21 protein-coding genes are annotated in these 20,116 nt (G+C 64.7%); 17 read left to right on the forward strand and 4 right to left on the reverse strand.

Features of this window, described 5'->3' with window-relative positions; translation table 11 throughout:
* The 13 genes from AC1DEK_RS00005 to AC1DEK_RS00065 form a co-directional block, all read left to right on the forward strand.
* Nucleotides 1-663 (forward strand): 3-hydroxyacyl-CoA dehydrogenase family protein (locus AC1DEK_RS00005; RefSeq protein ID WP_478123150.1); only part of this gene is annotated, 663 nt, incomplete at its 5' end.
* 31 nt (nucleotides 664-694) lie between these two features.
* On the forward strand, nucleotides 695-2,164 hold the full coding sequence (locus AC1DEK_RS00010) for a M20 family peptidase (protein WP_478123151.1): 1,470 nt from the start codon (nucleotides 695-697) through the stop codon (nucleotides 2,162-2,164).
* A gap of 43 nt (nucleotides 2,165-2,207) precedes the next feature.
* On the forward strand, nucleotides 2,208-3,383 hold the full coding sequence (locus AC1DEK_RS00015) for an acetyl-CoA C-acyltransferase (protein WP_478123152.1): 1,176 nt from the start codon (nucleotides 2,208-2,210) through the stop codon (nucleotides 3,381-3,383).
* Nucleotides 3,384-3,442: 59 nt separating this feature from the next.
* On the forward strand, nucleotides 3,443-3,838 hold the full coding sequence (locus AC1DEK_RS00020) for a PaaI family thioesterase (RefSeq protein WP_478123954.1): 396 nt from the start codon (nucleotides 3,443-3,445) through the stop codon (nucleotides 3,836-3,838).
* A gap of 51 nt (nucleotides 3,839-3,889) precedes the next feature.
* Nucleotides 3,890-5,722, forward strand: coding sequence for an acyl-CoA dehydrogenase (locus AC1DEK_RS00025; RefSeq protein ID WP_478123153.1), 1,833 nt, complete (start codon nucleotides 3,890-3,892; stop codon nucleotides 5,720-5,722).
* Nucleotides 5,722-5,934, forward strand: coding sequence for a hypothetical protein (locus AC1DEK_RS00030; RefSeq protein WP_478123154.1), 213 nt, complete (start codon nucleotides 5,722-5,724; stop codon nucleotides 5,932-5,934). Before AC1DEK_RS00025 ends, AC1DEK_RS00030 begins: the two co-directional genes overlap by 1 nt.
* Nucleotides 5,935-5,944: 10 nt before the next feature.
* Entirely contained in the window at nucleotides 5,945-6,739 is a 795-nt protein-coding gene (locus tag AC1DEK_RS00035) for an SDR family oxidoreductase (RefSeq protein WP_478123155.1), read from the forward strand.
* A 9-nt stretch (nucleotides 6,740-6,748) separates the two neighbouring features.
* The gene (locus AC1DEK_RS00040; protein ID WP_478123156.1) at nucleotides 6,749-7,210 is read left to right on the forward strand and encodes a PaaI family thioesterase; all 462 of its coding nucleotides are present in this window, start codon (nucleotides 6,749-6,751) and stop codon (nucleotides 7,208-7,210) included.
* Nucleotides 7,211-7,335: 125 nt separating this feature from the next.
* Nucleotides 7,336-8,352, forward strand: a complete 1,017-nt coding sequence (locus AC1DEK_RS00045; RefSeq protein ID WP_478123157.1) for an NADP-dependent oxidoreductase — start codon at nucleotides 7,336-7,338, stop codon at nucleotides 8,350-8,352.
* Nucleotides 8,353-8,375: 23 nt separating this feature from the next.
* On the forward strand, nucleotides 8,376-10,016 hold the full coding sequence (locus AC1DEK_RS00050; protein WP_478123158.1) for an isovaleryl-CoA dehydrogenase: 1,641 nt from the start codon (nucleotides 8,376-8,378) through the stop codon (nucleotides 10,014-10,016).
* Nucleotides 10,017-10,048: 32 nt separating this feature from the next.
* Nucleotides 10,049-10,987, forward strand: a complete 939-nt coding sequence (locus AC1DEK_RS00055; protein WP_478123159.1) for a glutathione S-transferase family protein — start codon at nucleotides 10,049-10,051, stop codon at nucleotides 10,985-10,987.
* Between the two features lie 170 nt (nucleotides 10,988-11,157).
* Nucleotides 11,158-12,063 carry an SDR family oxidoreductase gene (locus AC1DEK_RS00060; RefSeq protein WP_478123160.1) on the forward strand — a complete coding sequence of 302 codons (906 nt, stop codon included), beginning with the start codon at nucleotides 11,158-11,160 and terminating at the stop codon, nucleotides 12,061-12,063.
* Between the two features lie 66 nt (nucleotides 12,064-12,129).
* Nucleotides 12,130-12,606: a DUF4262 domain-containing protein gene (locus tag AC1DEK_RS00065; RefSeq protein WP_478123161.1), complete on the forward strand. Its 477-nt coding sequence runs from the start codon at nucleotides 12,130-12,132 to the stop codon at nucleotides 12,604-12,606.
* Here the strand turns inward: AC1DEK_RS00065 and AC1DEK_RS00070 are convergent.
* Nucleotides 12,593-13,273 (reverse strand): RICIN domain-containing protein, encoded by a 681-nt coding sequence (locus AC1DEK_RS00070; protein WP_478123162.1) that lies wholly within the window; start codon nucleotides 13,271-13,273, stop codon nucleotides 12,593-12,595. The genes AC1DEK_RS00065 and AC1DEK_RS00070 overlap by 14 nt on opposite strands.
* Before the next feature lie 90 nt (nucleotides 13,274-13,363).
* Complete coding sequence (locus AC1DEK_RS00075) at nucleotides 13,364-13,621, reverse strand: type II toxin-antitoxin system Phd/YefM family antitoxin (RefSeq protein WP_478123163.1); 258 nt, start codon at nucleotides 13,619-13,621, stop codon at nucleotides 13,364-13,366.
* 97 nt (nucleotides 13,622-13,718) lie between these two features.
* Here AC1DEK_RS00075 and AC1DEK_RS00080 point away from each other — a divergent pair, with 97 nt between their 5' ends.
* A complete protein-coding gene (locus tag AC1DEK_RS00080) occupies nucleotides 13,719-14,078 on the forward strand; it encodes a DUF1428 domain-containing protein (RefSeq protein ID WP_478123164.1) in 360 nt (119 codons plus the stop codon).
* A gap of 33 nt (nucleotides 14,079-14,111) precedes the next feature.
* On the opposite strand, the gene AC1DEK_RS00085 is transcribed toward AC1DEK_RS00080, so the two are convergent.
* Nucleotides 14,112-15,128 (reverse strand): alpha/beta fold hydrolase, encoded by a 1,017-nt coding sequence (locus AC1DEK_RS00085; protein WP_478123165.1) that lies wholly within the window; start codon nucleotides 15,126-15,128, stop codon nucleotides 14,112-14,114.
* Between the two features lie 305 nt (nucleotides 15,129-15,433).
* Here AC1DEK_RS00085 and AC1DEK_RS00090 point away from each other — a divergent pair, with 305 nt between their 5' ends.
* Nucleotides 15,434-15,997, forward strand: a complete 564-nt coding sequence (locus tag AC1DEK_RS00090) for a thioredoxin family protein (RefSeq protein ID WP_478123166.1) — start codon at nucleotides 15,434-15,436, stop codon at nucleotides 15,995-15,997.
* A 26-nt stretch (nucleotides 15,998-16,023) separates the two neighbouring features.
* Here the strand turns inward: AC1DEK_RS00090 and AC1DEK_RS00095 are convergent, their stop codons facing one another.
* The gene (locus AC1DEK_RS00095) at nucleotides 16,024-16,767 is read right to left on the reverse strand and encodes a response regulator (RefSeq protein ID WP_478123167.1); all 744 of its coding nucleotides are present in this window, start codon (nucleotides 16,765-16,767) and stop codon (nucleotides 16,024-16,026) included.
* 156 nt (nucleotides 16,768-16,923) lie between these two features.
* On the opposite strand from AC1DEK_RS00095, the gene AC1DEK_RS00100 reads away from it, so the two are divergent.
* Both AC1DEK_RS00100 and AC1DEK_RS00105 read left to right on the forward strand, forming a co-directional pair.
* Entirely contained in the window at nucleotides 16,924-18,324 is a 1,401-nt protein-coding gene (locus tag AC1DEK_RS00100; RefSeq protein ID WP_478123168.1) for a sensor histidine kinase, read from the forward strand.
* Entirely contained in the window at nucleotides 18,318-20,096 is a 1,779-nt protein-coding gene (locus AC1DEK_RS00105) for a cytochrome c biogenesis protein DipZ (protein ID WP_478123169.1), read from the forward strand. The genes AC1DEK_RS00100 and AC1DEK_RS00105 overlap by 7 nt, the downstream gene beginning before the upstream one ends.
* The last annotated feature ends 20 nt before the right edge of the window (nucleotides 20,097-20,116 follow it).

Consider the following 20,116-nt stretch of genomic DNA (forward strand, 5'->3'; position numbering starts at 1 on the left):
GGCTTCATCGGCAACCGCATGATCGAGCAGTACTCGCGCCAGGCGGGCTTCCTGCTGGACGAAGGCGCGACCCCGCAGCAGGTCGACAAGGCGATCGAGAAGTTCGGCTTCGCGATGGGCCCGTTCCGCATGGGCGACCTCGCGGGCAACGACATCGGCTGGGCGATCCGCAAGCGCCGCGCCACCGAGATCGCCGACATGAAGTACAGCCGCACGGCCGACAAGCTGTGCGAGCTGGGCCGCTTCGGCCAGAAGACCGGGGCAGGGTGGTACGACTACCAGGCCGGAAAGCGCGACGCGATCCCTTCGGACCTCGTGAACAAGATGATCGAGGACCATCGCAAGGAAATCGGCATCACGCCGCGCAAGATCTCCGACGAGGAAATCGTGCAGCGACTGGTGTATGCGCTGGTCAACGAAGGCGCGCACATCCTCGAAGACGGCATTGCATCGAAGTCCGGCGACATCGACATGGTGTACCTGACGGGCTATGGCTTCCCGATCTGGCGTGGCGGACCGATGCACTACGCATCGCAGGTGGGCCTGTACAACGTGGCCGAATCGATGAAGCGTTTTGCGAAGAACCCGCATGACGACGCGAAGTTCTGGCAGCCTGCGGCGCTGATCCAGAAGCTGGTGGCCGAAGGCAAGTCTTTCAGCTGATGAAGGCCACCCCCGTTGCTCGATGGCTTCCATGCTGAAACGTGTGTTCCTTGCGTTGGTGCTGGTGCTCGCCGCACTGGTGGCAGCGGTAGCGTTCAATACCTGGCGCACGCCGTCGCGGCAGATTGCCGTGGCGCCGGCGCCGGCGTTGCCGATCGACTTGCCCGCAGCCGCCAAGCGGCTTTCCAGCGCGATCCAGTTCCGCACAGTGTCCAGCTTGGACGATCCCGCCGGCAACGCGGCTGAATTCGACAAGCTGCACGCCTATCTCGAACAGCAATACCCCAAGGTCCATGCCACCCTGAAGAAGGAAGTCGTGGGCCAGCATGCGCTGCTGTATACATGGACGGGCTCCGACCCCGCGGCCAAGCCCGTCGCGCTGATGGCGCACCAGGACATGGTGCCCATCGCACCCGGCACCGAGAAGGCGTGGTCGGTCGACCCGTTCAGCGGCGAGATCAAGGACGGCTTCGTCTGGGGCCGTGGCGCGCTCGACAACAAAGGCAATCTGTTCGCGCAGATGGAAGCCATCGAGATGCTGATCGGCAGCGGCTTCAAGCCACGCCAGACGATCTATCTGGTGATGGGCGACGACGAGGAAGTCAGCGGCTTGCGCGGCGCGCTCCCCGTCGCGGAGCTGCTCAAGTCGCGCGGCGTGCGGCTCGACTGGGTGCTCGACGAAGGCTTGCTGGTGCTCGACGGCGTGCTGCCCGGCTTGTCGAAGCCGGCGGCGCTGATCGGTCTTGCCGAAAAGGGCTATGGCACTTTCTTCCTTTCGCTGGACACGGCGCCGGGCCACTCGTCGATGCCTCCAACGCACAGTGCCATTGGCATGATGAGCACGGCCTTGTCCAAGCTGGAAGCCTCTCCGATGCCCGGCGGCATCAAAGGCGTGGCGGGCCAGATGTTCGGCACGCTCGCGCCGGAGATGAGCGGCATCAATCGCGTCATGCTGTCCAACCTGTGGCTCACCGGACCGCTGGTCGAAAGCCAGCTCGAAAAAAGCCCGAGCAGCAATGCGATGCTGCGCACCACCACGGCGCTGACCATCGTGCGGGCCGGCAACAAGGACAACGTGCTGCCCGGCCGCGCCGAAGCGGCCGTGAACTTCCGCATCCTTCCGGGCGACACCATCGACAGTGTCGAAGCGCATCTGAAGAAAGCGCTCGGCAATGACGCGATCCAGGTCAAGCGTTATCCCGGCAACTCGGAGCCATCGCCCGTCTCGCCGACCAACGGCGACGGTTACCGCTCCATCGAACAAGCAGTGCGGCAGACCTTCCCCGATGCGATCGTCGCACCGGGCCTGATGACTGCCGCCACCGATTCGCGCCACTTCAGCCTCGTAAGCGATTCGGTCTATCGTTTCTCCCCGTTTCGCGTGAAGAGCGAAGACCTCGCGCGCTTCCACGGCACCAACGAGCGCATCGCAATCGCCAACTATGGCGAAGCGATCCAGTTCTATCACCAGCTGCTGCAGAACACGGCACAGCCCCAGTAATCGTCCCAGTAATCGTCATTCCTCTTTTTCAAAGGACCACATCATGACCAGCGCCGTCATCGTTTCCACCGCCCGCACGCCGCTCGCCAAGAGCTGGAAGGGTGCCTTCAACATGACGCACGGCGCCACGCTCGGCGGGCATGCGGTGCAGCACGCGGTGCAGCGTGCCGGCATCGATCCCGCCACGGTGGATGACGTGATCATGGGCTGCGCCACGCCGGAAGGCGCGACGGGTTCGAACATCGCTCGCCAGATCGCACTGCGCGCGGGCCTGCCGATCACGACGTCGGGCATGACCATCAACCGCTTCTGCTCGTCGGGACTGCAAACCATCGCGACCGCGGCGCAACGCATCATCGCGGGCGAAGGCGAGGTCTATGTGGCGGGCGGGGTGGAAAGCATCTCGTGTGTGCAGAATGAAGCGAACAAGCACATGCTGGCCGATCCATGGCTCGTCAAGCACAAGCCCGAGATCTACTGGAACATGCTGCAGACGGCCGAGCAGGTCGCCAAGCGCTACAACATCGGCCGTGATGCGATGGACGAATACGGCGCCGCCAGCCAGCAGAAGGCGACCGCCGCGCTCGAAGCTGGCCGCTTCAAGGACGAGATCGCACCGATCACCGTGCTGGCCGGCGTGGCCGATCCGGTGATGGGTCTGCGCACCAAGGAAGTCACCGTCGAGAACGACGAAGGCATCCGCCCTGGAACGACCAAGGAAGGCATCAGCGGCATCCGTCCAGCCATCCCCGGCGGGGTGATTTCCGCTGGCAATGCGAGCCAGTTCTCCGATGGCGGCGGCGCTTGTGTGATCGTCGACGAGAAGTACGCCGAGCAAAAGGGCCTGAAGCCCCTCGGCCGTTTCCTCGGATTCGCAGTCGCGGGTTGCGAGCCCGACGAGATGGGCATCGGCCCGGTCTTCGCGATCCCGAAGGTGCTCAAGCGCCTCGGCCTCAAGGTCAGCGACATCGATCTGTGGGAACTCAACGAAGCCTTCGCCGTGCAGGTCATCTACTGCCGCGACAAGCTCGGCATCCCGGCGGATCGGCTGAATGTCGATGGCGGCGCCATCGCCGTGGGCCATCCTTACGGTGTGAGCGGCCAGCGCCTGACCGGCCACGCGCTGATCGAAGGCAAGCGTCGCGGTGCCAAGAAGGTCGTCGTGACGATGTGCATCGGCGGCGGCATGGGCGCAGCCGGCGTCTTCGAGGTTCTCTGATTTCGAAGGAGAAGGCTGTGTCATCGCCCGAACGGGCCTCGCCCGAAGAGTTTCTGGCCATGGGCCGGAAGGTGCTGGCGACACAGCCATTCAGCGCGTTGATCGGCACGGAGATGCACGCACTGTCGCCAGGTCTGGTCGACATGCAATTGCCGGTGACCGACAAGGTCCTGCAGCAGGACGGCTTCGTGCACGGCGGTGTCGTCAGCTATCTGGCCGACAACGCGCTGACCTTCGCCGGCGGCACGGCCATGCAGGTGCCTGTGCTCACTGCCGAGTACAAGATCAACTACGTCCGCCCGGCCACTGGCGAGCGCCTTATCGCGCGCGCCAAGGCCGTGCACGTGGGCAAATCGCAGTCCGTCTGCACTTGCGAGGTCTTCGCGATCAGCAACGGCAAAGAAAAGCTCTGCGCCATCGCGCAGGGCACCATTGCCCGATTGCCCGAGCGGTAATTCCGGGGACGTCGAGCCCCATCCCCCACTGAGCGCACTGCGTTTCGAATCATGAGCCTTCGTCCCACCCTCGACTTCCTCCTCTACGACTGGCTTCACGCCGAGTCGCTCAACGAGCGCGAGCGCTTCGCCGATCATTCGCGCGAGACCTTTGACGCCGTGCTCGACACCTGCGAGCGCATCGCCCGCGAGAAGTACGCGCCGTTCAATCGCACCGTCGACACGCAGGAACCGCACTTCGATGGTGAGAAGGTGATTCTTCCGCAGGCCACGCATGATGCGCAAAAGGCCTTTGCCGAATCCGGCATGCTCAGCGCCGCGCAGGACTATGACATCGGCGGCATGCAGTTGCCCTACACGGTGCAGGCGGCGGCCAATAGCTTCTTCGCGATGGCTTCGGTGAGCATCGGCTCAGGCATGCTGACCAGCGGCAACGCCAATCTGCTGATGGTTCATGGCACGCCGATGCAGCAGACGGTGTTTGCGAAGAATGAGTTTTCCGGGCGCTGGTCGGGCACGATGTGCCTGTCCGAACCGCAGGCCGGTTCGAGCCTCAGCGACGTCGCCACGCGCGCCGTGCCGGATGGCCCCGATTTCCAGGACGATCCACTCGGACCGCGCTACCGCCTGACGGGCAACAAGATGTGGATTTCGGCGGGCGACCACGAGCTGACCGAGAACATCGTGCACATCGTGCTGGCAAAGATCCCCGACGCGGACGGCAAGCTGATTCCCGGCACGCGCGGCATCTCGCTCTTCATCGTGCCCAAGCGCATGGTCGATACCGAAGGGCAACTGACCGGCGAACGCAACGACGTGGCGCTGGCAGGGCTCAATCACAAGCTCGGCTGGCGCGGAACGACGAACACGCTGCTCAACTTCGGTGAGGGCAAGTATCCCGTGGGCGGCAAGCCCGGTGCGGTGGGCTATCTCGTCGGGCAGCCCGGAAAGGGCCTGCACTGCATGTTCCACATGATGAATGAGGCTCGCATCGGCGTCGGCACGGCAGCGACGATGCTCGGCATGGCCGGCTACTACGCATCGCTGGATTACGCCAAGACCCGCCCGCAAGGCCGCCCCGCCGGCCCGGCGGGCAAGGATTCGGCCAAGCCGCAAGTGCGCATCATCGAGCACTCCGATGTGCGCCGCATGCTGCTCGCGCAGAAGGCCTACTGCGAAGGCGCGCTGGCGCTCGAGCTGTATTGCGCGCGCCTCGTCGATGAACAGAAGACCGGCAGCCCACAGGCCGCCGACGATGCCCGCCTGCTTCTCGAAGTGCTGACGCCGATCGCCAAGAGCTGGCCCAGCGAATGGTGTCTGGAGGCGAATTCGCTCGCGATCCAGATCCACGGTGGCTACGGCTACACGCGCGACTTTCCGGTGGAGCAGTACTGGCGCGACAACCGGCTCAACATGATCCACGAGGGCACGCACGGCATCCAGGCGGCCGACCTGCTCGGGCGCAAGGTGCTGATGGAAGACGGTCGCGGCCTGACGCTGCTGGGTGGACGCATCGCCGAAACGATCGCCCGCGCCGGCAAGGTGCCCGCGCTCGCTGGCCATGCGAAGGCGCTCGGTGCGGCGTTGCAACGCATCGGCAGCGCGACCAAGGCCGCTTGGTCCACGGGCAACCCGCAAGACGCGCTCGCCAACGCAGTGCCCTACATGCAGGCATTCGGGCACGTGGTGCTGGCGTGGATCTGGCTGGACGTCGCGCAGCGCGCACTCGAGCAGGACGCAGCCAAGTCGGCTCCCGCGACTGCGGGACGCGTCGGCGCGACCGACTACTTCTTCAACTACGAACTGCCCAAAATCGGCGCCTGGCTGAACGTGGTCGAAAGCCGCGATCCGACCTGCGCGGCGCTGCCCGAGGAGGCTTTCTGATGGCCGAAGCCAAACCCCATGCCACGCTCGAAAAGTGGATATGGATCCTGATCTACGGTGGCCTCTTCCTCGTCATCCTTGGCATCGCGACGGGGCGAACGGAGGAGGGTCTTGGCTGGACCATGGCCGTGCCGGGCGCGATCATTGCGCTGGTGGGCGTCGTGCTCATCTACGTGCGCTCGCGCCTGGACGACCCGAAGGAATCACGATAACGGAGCCCACATGACTGCACGCAACATCCAGAAGCTTTTTGACCTCACCGGCAAGGTGGCGCTCGTCACCGGCGGCTCTCGCGGCCTCGGCTTGCAGATGGCCCACGCACTCGGCGAAGCCGGCGCCAAGATCATGCTGAGCTCGCGCAAGGCCGATGACCTCGAGCAGGCGGCCGCCGAACTCCAGAGCGCTGGCATCGATGCCCGCTGGATCGCAGCCGACTGTTCCAGGGAAGACGACACGCGGCGCCTCGCCGATGAAACCCTGGAGCGGCTCGGCGCGGTCGACATCCTCGTCAACAACGCCGGCGCAAGCTGGGGCGCACCGGCCGAGAACCATCCCATCGAGGCTTGGGACAAGGTCATGAATCTCAACGTGCGCGGATATTTCGTGCTGGCGCAGCAGATCGCGCGCGGCTACATGATCCCGAAGAAGAGCGGCCGCATCATCAATATCGCGTCGATCGCCGGCCTGAACGGCAATCCGCCGGAGATGCAGACCATTGCCTACAACACATCCAAGAGCGCGGTGATCGGCTTCACGCACACGCTGGCCGCCGAATGGGGCAAGTACGGCATCAACGTCAACGCGATCTGCCCCGGCTTCTTCATGACCAAGCTGGCGGCCGGCCTGATCAAGGCGGTGGGAGAAGAAAAGATGGCTGCCCACGCACCGCTCGGCCGCCTTGGCGACGACGAAGACCTGAAGGGCATCACGCTGCTCTATGCCAGCGAAGCCGGCAAGCACATCACCGGCCAATGGCTGGCAGTCGACGGCGGCGTCAGCGTCGTCCTTGGCGCATGATCCGCTGACATGACTTTGACCAAAGACAACATTCACCTTCGCTCCTACATCGACCGCATTCCCTTCGCGATGTATCTCGGCATCGAGATCGCGAAGTTCGAAGGCGGCGAGTCCGAATTGCACTACACCGCCAAGCCCGAGCACCTGAACACCTTCGACGTGACGCACGGCGGCGCCGTGATGACGATGCTCGACATCGCGCAGGCCGCGGCTGCGCGCAGCGACACGCCGGAGATCGGCGTGGTCACCATCGAGATGAAGACCACCTTCATGGCGCCTTCCGTCGGACCGCTGATCGCGCGCGGCAAGCTGCTGCATCGAACCGCGACCATGGCCTTCACCGAAGCCAAGATCTACGACGCCCAGGAGCGTGTCTGCGCGCACGCCACCGGCACCTTCAAGTACGTGAAGCGACGCCTGCCGATCGGCCCGGCGAGCGCCAACGAAATGCGACCCCCTTCCACAGACTAAACGACACACCCCCAGGCTTTCCCACTTCGTGTGGCCTCCACCCCCTTGCAGGGGGCAACACCAGCGGCCCGGCAAAGCCGGTTCCGCGGTATTTCCCAATGAATACGTAGACAGAAAGGTACGCCATGCCGATCAATCGCCAGCAACTTCTCGACAACCGCCCCGAAGGCGAGGCCGTCGCCAGCAACTTCAAGCTGGTCAGCACCGAAACGCCCGCGCTCAAGGACAACCAGGTGCTGGTTCGCCATCACTACATGAGCCTGGACCCCTACATGCGCGGCCGCATGAACGAGTCGAAGAGCTACGCGCAGCCGCAGCCGCTCGGGCAGGTCATGCAGGGCGGCACCGTGGGCGAAGTCGTCGAGAGCAAGCACCCGAAGTACGCCGTGGGCGACAAGGTCGTCGGCTTCGGCGGCTGGCAGGAATACAGCGTGGTCGATGCCTCGCAGCCGGGCGCGCTCAAGAAGGTCGACACGACGCACGTTCCGCTGTCGCATTACCTCGGCGCCGTGGGCATGCCGGGTGTGACGGCCTGGTACGGGCTCGTGAAGATCATCAATCCGAAGGCCGGCGAAACCATGGTCGTCACCGCCGCCAGCGGTGCCGTGGGCAGCGCTTTCGGCGCGCTTGCCAAGGCGCGGGGCTGCAGGGTGGTCGGCATTGCCGGCGGCCCGGACAAGTGCAAATACGTGACGGACGAACTCGGCTTCGATGCCTGCATCGACTACCGCGAGCACCCGGACATCAAGAGCATGAGCGCCGCACTGAAGGAAGCCTGCCCGAACGGCATTGATGGCTACTTCGAGAACGTCGGCGGCTACATTTTCGATGCGGTGCTGCTGCGCACGAACAGCTTTGCGCGTGTCGCGCTGTGCGGAATGATCGCGGGCTACGACGGCCAGCCGCTGCCGCTGGCCAACCCTGCGCTGTTTCTCATCAATCGCATCAAGCTCGAAGGCTTCATCGTCAGCGAGCACATGGAAGTGTGGCCGGAAGCGCTGGCCGAACTCGGCGCCCTGGTCGCGAGCGGCAAGCTGCGTCCGCGCGAGTCGATCGCGCAAGGCATCGAGTCGGCACCTGAGGCTTTCCTTGGCCTGCTGAAAGGCAGAAACTTCGGCAAGCAACTCGTCAAGCTGATCTGATTCGCCTCGGAAGGAGACTGGCAATGGATACGACTCACGAGGTCTTCAACCAGCCGGCTCCGCTGACCGGCTACAACCTCTTCGAAACCAACCGGCCGTTGCGCGATGCGTTGAAGTTCAATGCGCCGGACCTTCATCCGGCAGCGCTCAGCCATTTGGGGGCCGCCGTCGGATCGGCGGAGATGCAGACGCATGCGCGTCTCGCCAACATCCATCCGCCGGTGCTGCATACGCACGACCGCTTCGGCCGGCGAGTCGACGAGGTGGAGTTCCATCCGAGCTATCACGCGCTGATGTCCGCGGCCGTGGGCGCCGGGCTGCACGGCTCGCCGTGGGCGGCTTCGGGGCCGTCGGCGCATGTGCATCGCGCTGCGGGCTTCATGCTCTTCACCGAGCTGGAGGCGTCGATTCTCTGCCCCATCTCGATGACCTATGCCGCAACGCCCGCGCTGCGCGGCAATGCGGCCATTCATGCCGACTGGGGTCCGAAGCTCGCAAGCCTCTGGTATGACCCCGCCCTCAAACACTGGAGCGAGAAGCCGGGCCTGACCATGGGCATGGGCATGACCGAGAAGCAGGGCGGATCGGATGTGCGGGCCAACACGACGCGCGCGGTTCGGGTCGGCAGCGACGACTGGGGCGAGCGCTACGAGATCACCGGACACAAGTGGTTCTTCTCCGCGCCGATGTGCGATGCCTTCCTGGTGCTTGCGCAGGCGCCGGCCGGATTGACGTGTTTCTTTTTGCCGCGAGTGCTTTCAGACGGGAGCCGCAACGCCATCCACATCCAGCGCCTGAAGGACAAGCTCGGCAACAAGGCCAATGCGAGTTCTGAGGTGGAGTTTCACGGCGCGAGCGCATGGCTGGTCGGCGAAGAGGGGCGCGGCATTCCGCAGATTCTCGAAATGGGCACCATGACGCGGCTCGACTGCGCGCTCGGCACCAGCGGGTTGATGCGCCAGGCCCTGAGCCTCGCGCTCAATCACACGACGCAGCGCCAGGCTTTCGGTAAGCCGTTGATCGAGCAGCCCTTGATGAAGAACGTGCTGGCCGATCTCGCGCTCGAAAGCGAGGCTGCGACCGCGCTCGCGGTTCGTCTTGCGCGCGCCTTCGATCGTCAGGATGATGCGCACGAGCGCTTCATGGCCCGGCTTCTCACGCCCGTGGCCAAGTTCTGGATCTGCAAGCGAGGCAGTCACTTCGCCCAGGAGGCCATGGAGTGCCTTGGCGGCAACGGCTACGTGGAAGAGGGCGGCGAAGGCACGATGGCGCGCGTCTACCGCGAGATGCCGCTCAATTCAATCTGGGAAGGCGCGGGCAACATCATGGCGCTCGACCTGCTTCGCGGCCTGCGCAAGGGCGATGCCATTGCAGCGCTCACGGATGAGCTGGCGCCCGCACGCGGCACCGATGCGGCGCTCGACCGCCTCGCCGACGCCCTGCCTGCGCGCATCGAGGCCATGGCGACCGAGGCCGAAGCGCGCCGCCTCGCGCAGGACGTGGCGCTGGCGGTGCAGGGTGCCTTGCTCGCCCAGACCGCGCCGGGGGCCGTCGTCGGTGCGTTCTGCGCATCGCGCATCGGCGGCGACTGGGGGCAAGCCTTCGGCACCCTGGGCGCAGGCATCGATTTCGATTCGATCATTGCGCGTGCGCAGCCCCACTGACCAGCAAGAACTCAAAAGCAAAAAGGACTCTCATGGCCGACCTGATCCTGCATCACTACGCGACCTCGCCGTTTTCCGAGAAGATCCGCCTGATCCTTGGCTACAAGAAGCTGGCGTGGAAGTCGGTGATCATTCCGGCCATCATGCCCAAGCCCGACCTCGTGGCGCTCACCGGGGGCTATCGCAAGACGCCAGTGCTTCAGATCGGGGCCGACATCTACTGCGACACCGCATTGATCTGCGATGTGCTCGAGCACCTGTCGCCGCTGCCTTCGATCTACCCGGAGCCGGGCAAGGGCCTGTCGCGTCTTGTTGCCCAGTGGGCCGACAGCACGATGTTCTGGGCCGCCATGGCCTACAGCCTCAGCGGCAAGGGCCTCGCTGACGCATTCGCGAAGGCGCCGCCCGAAGTCGCCAAGGCTTTCAGCGACGATCGCAAGGCGATGAGTGGCAATTTGGTGCGGCTGCGCCCCAGTGATGCCGCGTCGGCCTACAAGTCGTATCTGCGGCGGCTGTCCGACATGCTGGACGACACCGACTACCTGCTGGGCGGTTTTCCCACGGTGGCGGATTTCTCGTGCTACCACGCGCTCTGGTTCACGCGCAAGCGCACGCCTTCCATGGCGGGCATCCTGCACCTCACGCCCGCGGTGGTGGATTGGATGGACCGCATGGCAGCTATCGGCCACGGGTCCATGGAGACCTTCGATGCCGCGCAAGCCATCGAAATCGCCGCCGCCTCGACGCCGCACACGCTGCTGTCCGACAGCACCTTCCAGGACGACCATGGCATCGCGCTCGGCTCGCGCGTCACCGTCACTGCCGAGAGCTTCGGCCCGGAGTCGACCGAAGGCGAACTGATCGCCGCCACGCGCACGCACTACACGTTGCGCCGCACCGGAGAGCGCACGGGCACCGTGCACGTTCACTTTCCGCGCGTCGGATTCGTGCTGCGGCAGGCCGAGGGCTGAGCGGATCGCGCAGCAGATGGCCGAGCCTGTCCAGAATGGCCTGCATTGCCCGTTCGGCCGTGCGCCGGCTTGAAGGCCGCGTGGACGAGCACCTTTGCGACTGCGGCGTCGCTGATTCCGTATTTCAATAGCGGTTTATTCCAAGACAAGAGACGAAAGGATTGGCGCAAATGATTCAGGATTTCAAGGGCACCACGGCCGTTCTCACTGGCGCGGGTTCGGGCTTCGGGCTTGAATGCGCGCGCATCGGCGCCCAGCGCGGCATGAACCTCGTGCTGGTCGACGTGCAGCAGGACGCGCTCGATCGCGCACAGGCCGAGATGGAAGCCGCCGGGGCGCAAGTTCTGGCGCGCAAGGTCGACGTCTCCGACGCCGGGCAGATGGAGGATCTCGCCAAGGCCGTGCAGAAGCGTTTCGGCGCGCCGCACTTCGTCTTCAACAACGCGGGCGTCGGCGCCGGCGGCCTCGTCTGGGAAAACACCGTCGCCGATTGGGAATGGGTACTCGGCGTCGATCTCTGGGGCGTGGTGCACGGTGTGCGCCTGTTCACGCCGATGATGCTCGAAGCGGCGGCGAAGGACCCGGCCTATCGTGGCCACATCGTCAACACGTCCAGCATGGCCGGCCTGCTCACACCGCCCAACATGGGCATCTACAACACCGCGAAGGCCGCAGTGGTGAGCCTGACCGAGACGCTCTACCAGGACCTGAAGCTCGTGACCGACCAGGTGGGTGCAAGCCTTTTGTGCCCGTACTTCGTGCCCACCGGCATCACCCAGAGCGATCGCAATCGGCCGAGCTCACTGCCCGCCGGCCAACTCACCAAGAGCCAACTGATCGGGCAGGCGATGAGCAACAAGGCCGTCAGCAGCGGCAAGGTGACGGCAGCCGAAGTGGCGCAAAAGGTTTTCGAAGCGATCACCGCCAACCAGTTCTATGTGTTCAGCCACCCCAAGGCCCTGGGCAACGTGAAGAGCCGGATGGAAAACATCGTCTCCATCACCAATCCGGCGGATCCTTTCCTGGAGAGGCCGGACATCGGCGCGCAACTGCGGGCACAGCTTCGCGAGGGCTGAATCGCGCTTTCCGAGGGATACTGACGCCGCAGAAATGTTCGGCATCAGATCGATGGAGTGCGATAGATGTTCATCGAGCGCGAGGTTGTCGCGACGCTCAAGCGGCGCATTGCCCGGCAAGGATGGGCCATGGCGGCCGTCGGGACCCGAAGCACGGCCCTGACCTACGTCTATACGGTGGGGCTTCAGAAGACCTTCGCGCATCCTGACCTGATCATCTTCGGCATCGCACCGCCGGAGGCCGAGGGCATTCTGGAAGCCATTGCGCAGCGGGTGAAGGCCGGGGAGCCGCTGTACGAGGGCGTCATGATCGTCGGCGCGGCACCAGCCCCTTTGATGCCTCGGGCCGCTGACGCCGAGCGCCTCGAGCTGTTGATTCCGCCGCAGCTCGCGCGCGGCCGGCATCGATATTTTCAGATCGTCTGGCCCGATGCGAAGGAGCGGTTTCCATGGGAGAGCGGATTCGACAGGAGAAGGCTTCGCGGCCAGTCGTTTCTCTTCGACCTCGATGGAGCGGCGGCAGCGGACCTCACCTCAGGTTGAACGGCGCGTCCCAGTCTTGCACGTCGACCAGTTCCCACTCCTGGTTGGCAGCGTTGGGTGCGCTGAACCTGGCGACGCATTCGCGCGCTTGCAGCCCCGAGCCTTGTTCCGGCAGGCCCGTGATGTGGCCGTTCGCGGCATCCAGGCATCGGCGGCCACGGTCATGATAGTTTTCCAGCACCGTCCGGCGCCCCATGACACATCGGCTTCGGGGCGCGCATTCAGCCGCCGTCATTGCCACAGCGCGCAGCCGCCACAACTGCGAAGCGTCTCCGCTGCATGTCTCCTGGACCACCGGCGCGCCGGCCTGGAAACCCGTGGTGCCCAGACACTTCGCTGAATGTCGCGCCCTCAACAGGAACCACTGTTCTTGCAAGGGCTCGGTATCGCCTGATCGAGGCAGCCGCTGGATGCTGAACTGCTGGCTCGGGCTGCCGTAGTTCGGCCAAAGCACGACCGGGGCCCCATCGTCCGTGCGGTGTGCGAGCACCTCGGCCATCATCAGCGTGCCGGCGTTCACGACGTAGAAGTACGGGACTTGCGCAACCGCGGGGTCAGGCGGGGCGGCGAGCGCGGACGTGGCTGCAAGCATGAGGGCAGCAAAGAGGCGGCCCTTGGGTGCTTTGGGTGCTTTGATTTTGCGAAGCGCGATCGGGTCAGCGTGCATGACAACCTCCGTCCGGCGGGACATGACAAGAGTGAACCATCCGGGCGAATGCGTCAACAGCACGCGGAGAGCAGGCGCGTTGGCGTGCGGTTAGAGATCCTCAATGTCCACCTCGACAGCCTGCGACTTCTCGGCCAGCCGGGCGACTGCTTTGCGGTACAGCTCTTGGTCTGCAAGCTCCTCCATCATTGCTTCGAACAGGCAAGGTTCGACCACGAAGAACGCGGCGCGGCTGTGGTTGTGGTTGAACACCGCTACGGGACGGTTGCCCGCCTTTCTCAGAACGGCCGCGGGGTTCATCTTGAATTCGGACACGTTTACGGCGAGTTCAGCAGGAATGGCCTTCATAAATAGTCCATATTTTGCGTGCAGTGATCAACCCGGCTTTGCGAATGCCCCGAGACTCCGCTACTGTTGACGCTCCAGCCCCAAAGGAGACACTTGCATGGCCTACGTCGACGCATACGTCCTCCCCGTTCCCAAGCGCAACATCGAGCAGTACCGCGAGATGGCGACGCGCGCGGGAAAAATCTGGCGCGAACATGGCGCCCTCTCATACCGCGAGTGCATTGCCGAAGACGTGCAGTCCGGCGAACTGACGTCCTTCCCGCAAAGCGTGCACTTGAAGGATGACGAAGTCGTCGTGTTCTCCTACGTCACCTTCGAGTCGCGCGACCGGCGGGATGAGGTCAACGCGCTGGTGATGACCGACCCACGTCTCGCCAACATGATGGATCCCCAGCGCCTGCCTTTCGACGGCAAGCGGATGTTCTGGGGCGGCTTCGACGTGCTGCTCGATGCCTGATCGAGCCGGCTTCGCGTCAGGGCCTTGTTCCTCCTATGCGCGTGCGACGTCGATCACGGCCTTCGTGAAGGCTTGCGGCGCTTCCTGCGGCAGGTTGTGGCCGATGCCGCCGGTCACCAGCCGATGCTCGTAGGGGCCGGAGAACTTCTTCGCGTAGGCACTGGGTTCCGGATGCGGCGCGCCATTGGCATCGCCTTCGAGCGTGATGGTCGGCACGCCGATCACGGGCGCCTTGGCGAGCTTGTCTTCGAGCGCCTGGTACTTCGGCTCGCCCTCGGCGAGACCGAGGCGCCAGCGGTAGTTGTGGATGGTGATGGCTACGTGGTCGGGGTTGTCTAGTGCCACGGCGCTGCGTTCGAAGGTGGCGGCATCGAAGTTCCACTTGGGCGACGCGGTTTGCCAGATGAGCTTGGCGAAGTCGTGGCGGTTCTTCTCGTAGCCCGCGCGGCCGCGCTCGGTCGCGAAGTAGAACTGGTACCACCACTGCAGTTCGGCCTGTGGTGGCAGAGGCGCCTTGCCGGCCTCCTGGCTACCGATCAGATAGCCGCTGACAGAGACCAGCGCCTTGACCCGTTCCGGCCAAAGCGCGGCCATGATGCAGGCGGTGCGCGCACCCCAGTCGCAGCCGGCAACGGTGGCTGACTGGATCTTCAGCGCGTCCATGAGCGCAATGATGTCCGCGGCCACCACGGACTGTTGCCCGTTGCGCGGCGTGTCGGCGGACAGGAAGCGAGTGGTGCCGTAGCCACGCAGGTGCGGCACGATCACGCGGAAGCCTGACGCCGCCAGCGCCGGCGCCACGTCCACGAACATGTGGATGTCATATGGCCAGCCGTGCAACAGGATCACAGGCGTTCCGCTGGCCGGGCCTGCTTCGTAATAGCCGATGTTGAGAGTGCCCGCGTCGATGCTCTTGAGCGGTTCGAGGCGCTTGAGCGCGCCGGTGGACTGGGCGAAGGCAGGCGTGACAGCCGCCACTTGAACGGCAGCAGCACTCAGTGCAGTTGCGGTGAGAAAGGCTCTGCGGGGCAGTTGGAAAGAGGTTGTCATCGGGTTCTCCTGGGGAAAGACAGTGGCGTGAAGAGCGAAGGGAGGACTGGCAGGACCTCATGTTGCCGGCGGCGCCGCGCTTCATCCGCCATTGCGTATCGCTCTGTATCCCGCGCTCTTTCTTAGACATTACTTTTCACAGGCGGCGCGTCGATGGCCGTCCGCAAGTGGAGCCGTCTCGATTGAGAAACGTAATGTGTGCAATGGGAGGGCTGGACACAAAGGCATACGCAATGCCCGCCGCAAGAGAGGAGCGCGGCAAACAATCCGTTCACTCGATCCATACGTTCTTCAAGGAAACCGCCATGACCATGAAATCCAATGTGCTTCTCGGCCTCGCAGCCGTTGCGGCGGCCATCGGCATCCTCACAGCTGCGGCGCCGGCATCTGGCGGCGACGTCGCATCCAGCACCGCGCGGACGGCACCCGAATTCCAGAACATCGACCATTGGCTCAACTCACAGCCGTTGAAGCTGCAAGACCTGCGCGGCAAAGTGGTGCTCGTCGACTTCTGGACCTACACCTGCATCAACTGTCTCAACCACCTGCCCTACATCAAGGAGTGGAACGCGAAGTACAAGGACCAGGGCCTCGTCGTCGTGGGCGTGCATACGCCGGAGTTCGCCTACGAGAAGTCCACCAGGAATGTGCAGGAAGCAATCAGCCGCTTGCAGATCACGCACGCGGTCGCGCAGGACAACCACTACGCCACCTGGAAGGCTTTCGACAACCAGTACTGGCCGGCGGTCTACCTGATCGACAAGCAGGGAAAGATCGTCTATTCGCACTTCGGCGAAGGCAGCTATGGCGCCACGGAGAAAAAAATCCGGACGCTGTTGGCCGAACAGGGTCCGGCAACGGGCGGCTGAGATGAAGAAGCTCTGGGAGAGGACGCTCAGTCGTCCCTTGCTTCGACAGACGAGGCGAAGACATAGCCTTCGCTGCGTACCGTCTTGATGTAGCGCGGCTCGCGGGCATCTTCGCGCAGCCGCTGGCGCAGGCGGCTCACCAGCAGATCGATCGAGCGCTCGAAAAGCTCGGCTTCCCGGCCCTGCGTCAGGCTCAGAAGCTGGTCGCGGCTCAGCACCTTTTGCGGATGGTCCAGGAACACGCGCAGCAGGCGGTATTCGGCGCCGCTGAGCGCCACCATCGTGCCGCTGTCGTCCAGGAGGTGGCGCGCCACCGTGTCCACGTGCCAGTCTCCAAAGGCCAGTTTTTGCGAGGGTTCTACCGTGCCCATGTTCGGCGGCAGCATGCGCGTGCGCCGCATCACGGCGCGAATGCGCGCGAGCAGTTCGCGCGCGGAAAAAGGTTTGGCCAGGTAGTCGTCAGCGCCCATCTCGAGGCCGAGGATGCGATCGGCCTCTTCGCTGCGCGCGGTGAGCATCAGGATCGGCGTCGCCTTGAATTTGCCTGTGCGCAGGTCGCGGCAGAGCGTGAGTCCGTCTTCGCCCGGCAGCATCAGGTCGAGAATGATCAGGTCGAAGGGGCCCGATTCCTCCAGCGCCGCACGCATGTGCCGCCCGGTGGGCACCGCCACCACGCGCAGCCCGTTCTTGACGAGATAGGTCGTGAGCAGTTCGCGGATTTCCCGGTCGTCATCGACGATGAGGATGTGGTCGGAGGGTCTGGAGGTCATGGCATGGATGGGTTTGATATGCGCCGCAGCCGCAATGTAGCGGGCCGAAGCGCCGCTGCGACCCCGTTTGTATTCGCAAGTATCCGGCAGGGGCAGCGCGACACTATGTTGCCGACGCCAGCAGTGAAGCGCCTTCCCCGTTCTATAAACAGCCCCATGGTCACACCCTCCAGCTCCATCGTCCCACCGGCACAGACCGCAACCGGCCTGCGCCGCCTGGTGCCGCGCTCGCTGTTCTCCCGGGTGACGCTGATCATCGTGGTGGGGCTTGCGATTGCGCAACTGCTGACCTTCGCCGTCATCGGCTACGAGCGCGGCATGGCGATGCGCGAGCTGATGATGATGGGCATCGAGCGTGACATCGCCAGCTCGGTGGCGATCCTCGACCGCTTGCCCGCCGGGGAAAGGCCCGCATGGCTCAAGCGGCTGGAGCGGCGCAACTACCGCTTTGTGCTTGGCGGCACGGCGGAGGGCGGCGCTCCGCAATCGAAGCTGTCGCAGCAGTTCGCCACGGCCATCGTCGACGCGATGCGTCCCTTCCAGATCGTCAAGGTAGGGGAAGTGGCCCAGCCGCCCGAGGGTTTGGAGATCGAGGTGCGGCTGACCGATGGGTCCTCCGTGGTGGTTCATGCCATGCGCGTGGGCATGCCTGTGTCGCCGTGGGTGATGTGGGTGCTCGTCATTCAACTGCTGGTGCTGGCTATCTGCGCATGGTCGGCCGTGCGGCTGGTCACGCGGCCGCTGGCCGACTTGGCGGCTGCGGCCGACGAACTGGGGCCCGATCTGAAGGCACAGAAGCTGACGGAAGAAGGTCCGACCGAGGTCGCGCACGCCGCGCGCGCCTTCAACGCCATGCAGGAGCGCATCAGCGGCTATATGTCAGAGCGCGTGGAGATCCTCGCGGCCATCTCGCACGATCTGCAGACGCCGATCACGCGGATGCGCCTGCGCACGGAGATGATGGACGACCTCCACGACCGCACCAAGTTCCGGCAGGACCTCGATGCGATGAATTCGCTGGTGCGCGAAGGCGTGACCTATGCCCGCACGCTGCACGGTGCCACAGAGCCGCCGATGCGCATGGATGCCGACGCGCTGCTCGAAAGCATGCTGGCCGACTACGAAGATGCCGGCAAGCGAGTCCACCTGGAAGGCCGTGCCGGTGCGCCCATCGTGAGCCGGCCGAACGCGCTGCGCCGAATCGTCATGAACCTGATCGACAACGCGCTGATCTTCGGCAGCGACGTTCGCGTGCGTGTGTCCCCGAGTGAAGGCCAGCTGGCGATCGCCGTGATCGACAACGGCCCCGGCATTCCGCCCGACGAACTGGACGCCGTGCTCAAGCCGTTCTACCGCGTCGAGAGCTCCCGCAATCGCAGCACTGGCGGCACGGGACTTGGCTTGGCGATCGCGCACCAGCTCGCGATGGCTATGGGCGCCGAGCTGACGCTGAAGAACCGCCCCGAAGGCGGCCTGGAGGCACTCCTCACCATCCACCTCACCATGAACACCTCAAAGGCTCTCCACGCTTCCATGCCGAGGTCCGAACCATGTTGATTCCTCTCATTGCCTACCTGGGCGGGGTGCTCACGATCCTGAGCCCCTGCATTCTCCCGGTGCTGCCCTTCGTGTTCGCGCGGGCTGACCGGCCATTCCGCTCGCACGGGCTGCCGATGTTGCTGGGCATGGCCGTGGCCTTTACCGCCGTCGCCACGCTCGCGGCCGTCGGTGGCGGTTGGGTGGTCGCGGCGAATGAAGGCGGGCGGTATGTCGCGATTGCAATGCTCGCGCTGTTCGGCCTGACGCTGCTGTTCCCCGGCCTTGCCGATCGCATGAGCCGACCGCTGGTGATGCTGGGCATCCGCCTGGCCGAACCGCAACCAGAGGGCAGGGCAGCCAAGGCGTCCATGTTCTCGCCGCTGCTGCTGGGCGTCGGCACCGGCCTTCTGTGGGCGCCGTGCGCAGGGCCGATCCTTGGGCTCATCTTGACCGGGGCGGCGCTCAACGGTGCGAGCGCCGGCACCTCGCTGCTGTTGCTGGCGTATGCGGCTGGCGCCTGCACATCGCTGGCGGCAGCGCTGCTGTTCGGCGGACGCATGTTCGCGCTCATGAAGCGTTCGCTGCACACGGGCGAGTGGGTTCGCCGCGCTGCCGGCGCCGCCGTGCTGGTGGGTGTGGGCGCGATTGCGCTGGGGCTCGATACCGGGTTGCTGGCGGGCCTCTCGATTGGCACCACGTCGGCGCTGGAGCAGGCACTCGTGGAGCGGATCGACAGGCCCAGACCTCCAACGCAGCAAGACAAGGACGTGGCGTTCATGCCCGCAGCCGACATCACTCCGGCGCCGCTGTCCCTGCGCAAGCTTGGCGTCGAAGGCGATTTCCCGTCACTTTCAGGCGCGACCGAATGGATCAATTCGCCACCCCTGACGCCCCAGGCCCTGCGCGGAAAGGTCGTGCTGGTCGACTTCTGGACTTATTCATGCATCAACTGCCTGCGCACGCTGCCTTATGTTCGTGCGTGGGCCGAGAAGTACAAGGACACGGGCCTTGTCGTCATCGGCGTGCATTCGCCCGAATTCGCGTTCGAGAAGCGCTCGGCCAACGTGCGCAAGGCGACCAAGGATCTGGACATCGGCTTTCCGGTGGCGCAGGACAACGACTTCAAGATCTGGCGTGGCTTCGACAACGAATCCTGGCCCGCGTTCTATTTCATCGATGCCCAGGGCCGCATCCGGCATCACCAGTTCGGCGAAAGCGGCTACGGCAGGGCCGAGCAGGTCATCCAGCAGTTGCTCGCCGAAGCGGGACAGCGCAACGTGCCTTCGGGTCTGGTCGCGCCGAAGGGGCAGGGCACGCAAGCTGCGCCCGGCCCTGAGCTCGCGATGTCCGGCGAGACCTATGTGGGCGCCGAGCGTGCCAGTGGCTTCGCGTCGCCCGGTGGCCTCGTGAGCGGTCGCGCGCATGCCTACCAGCGCCCCGCAATGCTGCGCGCCAACCAATGGGCGCTCGATGGCGATTGGACCGTGGAGGCCGAACGTGCCGTGTCGAATCGCTCGAACAGCCACATCGTCTATCGCTTTCAGGCCCGCGACCTGCATCTGGTGCTCGGCCCGACTGCCGATGGCAAGGCGGTGCGCTTCCGTGTGCTGGTGGACGGCAAACCTCCGCTGGCCGACCACGGCGCGGACACCGACGAACAGGGCTACGGCACCATCGAGGCGCAGAAGCTCTATCAGCTCGTGCGCCAGCAGACGAACGGGAAGGATCGCTTGTTCGACATCGAATTTCTCGATAGCGGGGTGCAGGCTTATGCGTTCACCTTTGGTTGAAGCAGCTTGCGGCGCGTCCG

It is taken from the genome of Variovorax sp. 10N420 (genome assembly GCF_056394705.1).

Coding starts and splice junctions, on each gene's coding strand:
- AC1DEK_RS00085 (WP_478123165.1), bottom strand. CDS start 15,128: ATGACAACCTCTTTCCAACTGCCCCGCAGAGCCTTTCTCACCGCAACT.
- AC1DEK_RS00035 (WP_478123155.1), top strand. CDS start 5,945: ATGACTGCACGCAACATCCAGAAGCTTTTTGACCTCACCGGCAAGGTG.
- AC1DEK_RS00020 (WP_478123954.1), top strand. CDS start 3,443: ATGGGCCGGAAGGTGCTGGCGACACAGCCATTCAGCGCGTTGATCGGC.
- AC1DEK_RS00040 (WP_478123156.1), top strand. CDS start 6,749: ATGACTTTGACCAAAGACAACATTCACCTTCGCTCCTACATCGACCGC.
- AC1DEK_RS00015 (WP_478123152.1), top strand. CDS start 2,208: ATGACCAGCGCCGTCATCGTTTCCACCGCCCGCACGCCGCTCGCCAAG.
- AC1DEK_RS00075 (WP_478123163.1), bottom strand. CDS start 13,621: ATGAAGGCCATTCCTGCTGAACTCGCCGTAAACGTGTCCGAATTCAAG.
- AC1DEK_RS00095 (WP_478123167.1), bottom strand. CDS start 16,767: ATGACCTCCAGACCCTCCGACCACATCCTCATCGTCGATGACGACCGG.
- AC1DEK_RS00050 (WP_478123158.1), top strand. CDS start 8,376: ATGGATACGACTCACGAGGTCTTCAACCAGCCGGCTCCGCTGACCGGC.
- AC1DEK_RS00010 (WP_478123151.1), top strand. CDS start 695: ATGCTGAAACGTGTGTTCCTTGCGTTGGTGCTGGTGCTCGCCGCACTG.
- AC1DEK_RS00060 (WP_478123160.1), top strand. CDS start 11,158: ATGATTCAGGATTTCAAGGGCACCACGGCCGTTCTCACTGGCGCGGGT.
- AC1DEK_RS00100 (WP_478123168.1), top strand. CDS start 16,924: ATGGTCACACCCTCCAGCTCCATCGTCCCACCGGCACAGACCGCAACC.
- AC1DEK_RS00090 (WP_478123166.1), top strand. CDS start 15,434: ATGACCATGAAATCCAATGTGCTTCTCGGCCTCGCAGCCGTTGCGGCG.
- AC1DEK_RS00045 (WP_478123157.1), top strand. CDS start 7,336: ATGCCGATCAATCGCCAGCAACTTCTCGACAACCGCCCCGAAGGCGAG.
- AC1DEK_RS00080 (WP_478123164.1), top strand. CDS start 13,719: ATGGCCTACGTCGACGCATACGTCCTCCCCGTTCCCAAGCGCAACATC.
- AC1DEK_RS00065 (WP_478123161.1), top strand. CDS start 12,130: ATGTTCATCGAGCGCGAGGTTGTCGCGACGCTCAAGCGGCGCATTGCC.
- AC1DEK_RS00025 (WP_478123153.1), top strand. CDS start 3,890: ATGAGCCTTCGTCCCACCCTCGACTTCCTCCTCTACGACTGGCTTCAC.
- AC1DEK_RS00105 (WP_478123169.1), top strand. CDS start 18,318: ATGTTGATTCCTCTCATTGCCTACCTGGGCGGGGTGCTCACGATCCTG.
- AC1DEK_RS00070 (WP_478123162.1), bottom strand. CDS start 13,273: ATGCACGCTGACCCGATCGCGCTTCGCAAAATCAAAGCACCCAAAGCA.
- AC1DEK_RS00030 (WP_478123154.1), top strand. CDS start 5,722: ATGGCCGAAGCCAAACCCCATGCCACGCTCGAAAAGTGGATATGGATC.
- AC1DEK_RS00055 (WP_478123159.1), top strand. CDS start 10,049: ATGGCCGACCTGATCCTGCATCACTACGCGACCTCGCCGTTTTCCGAG.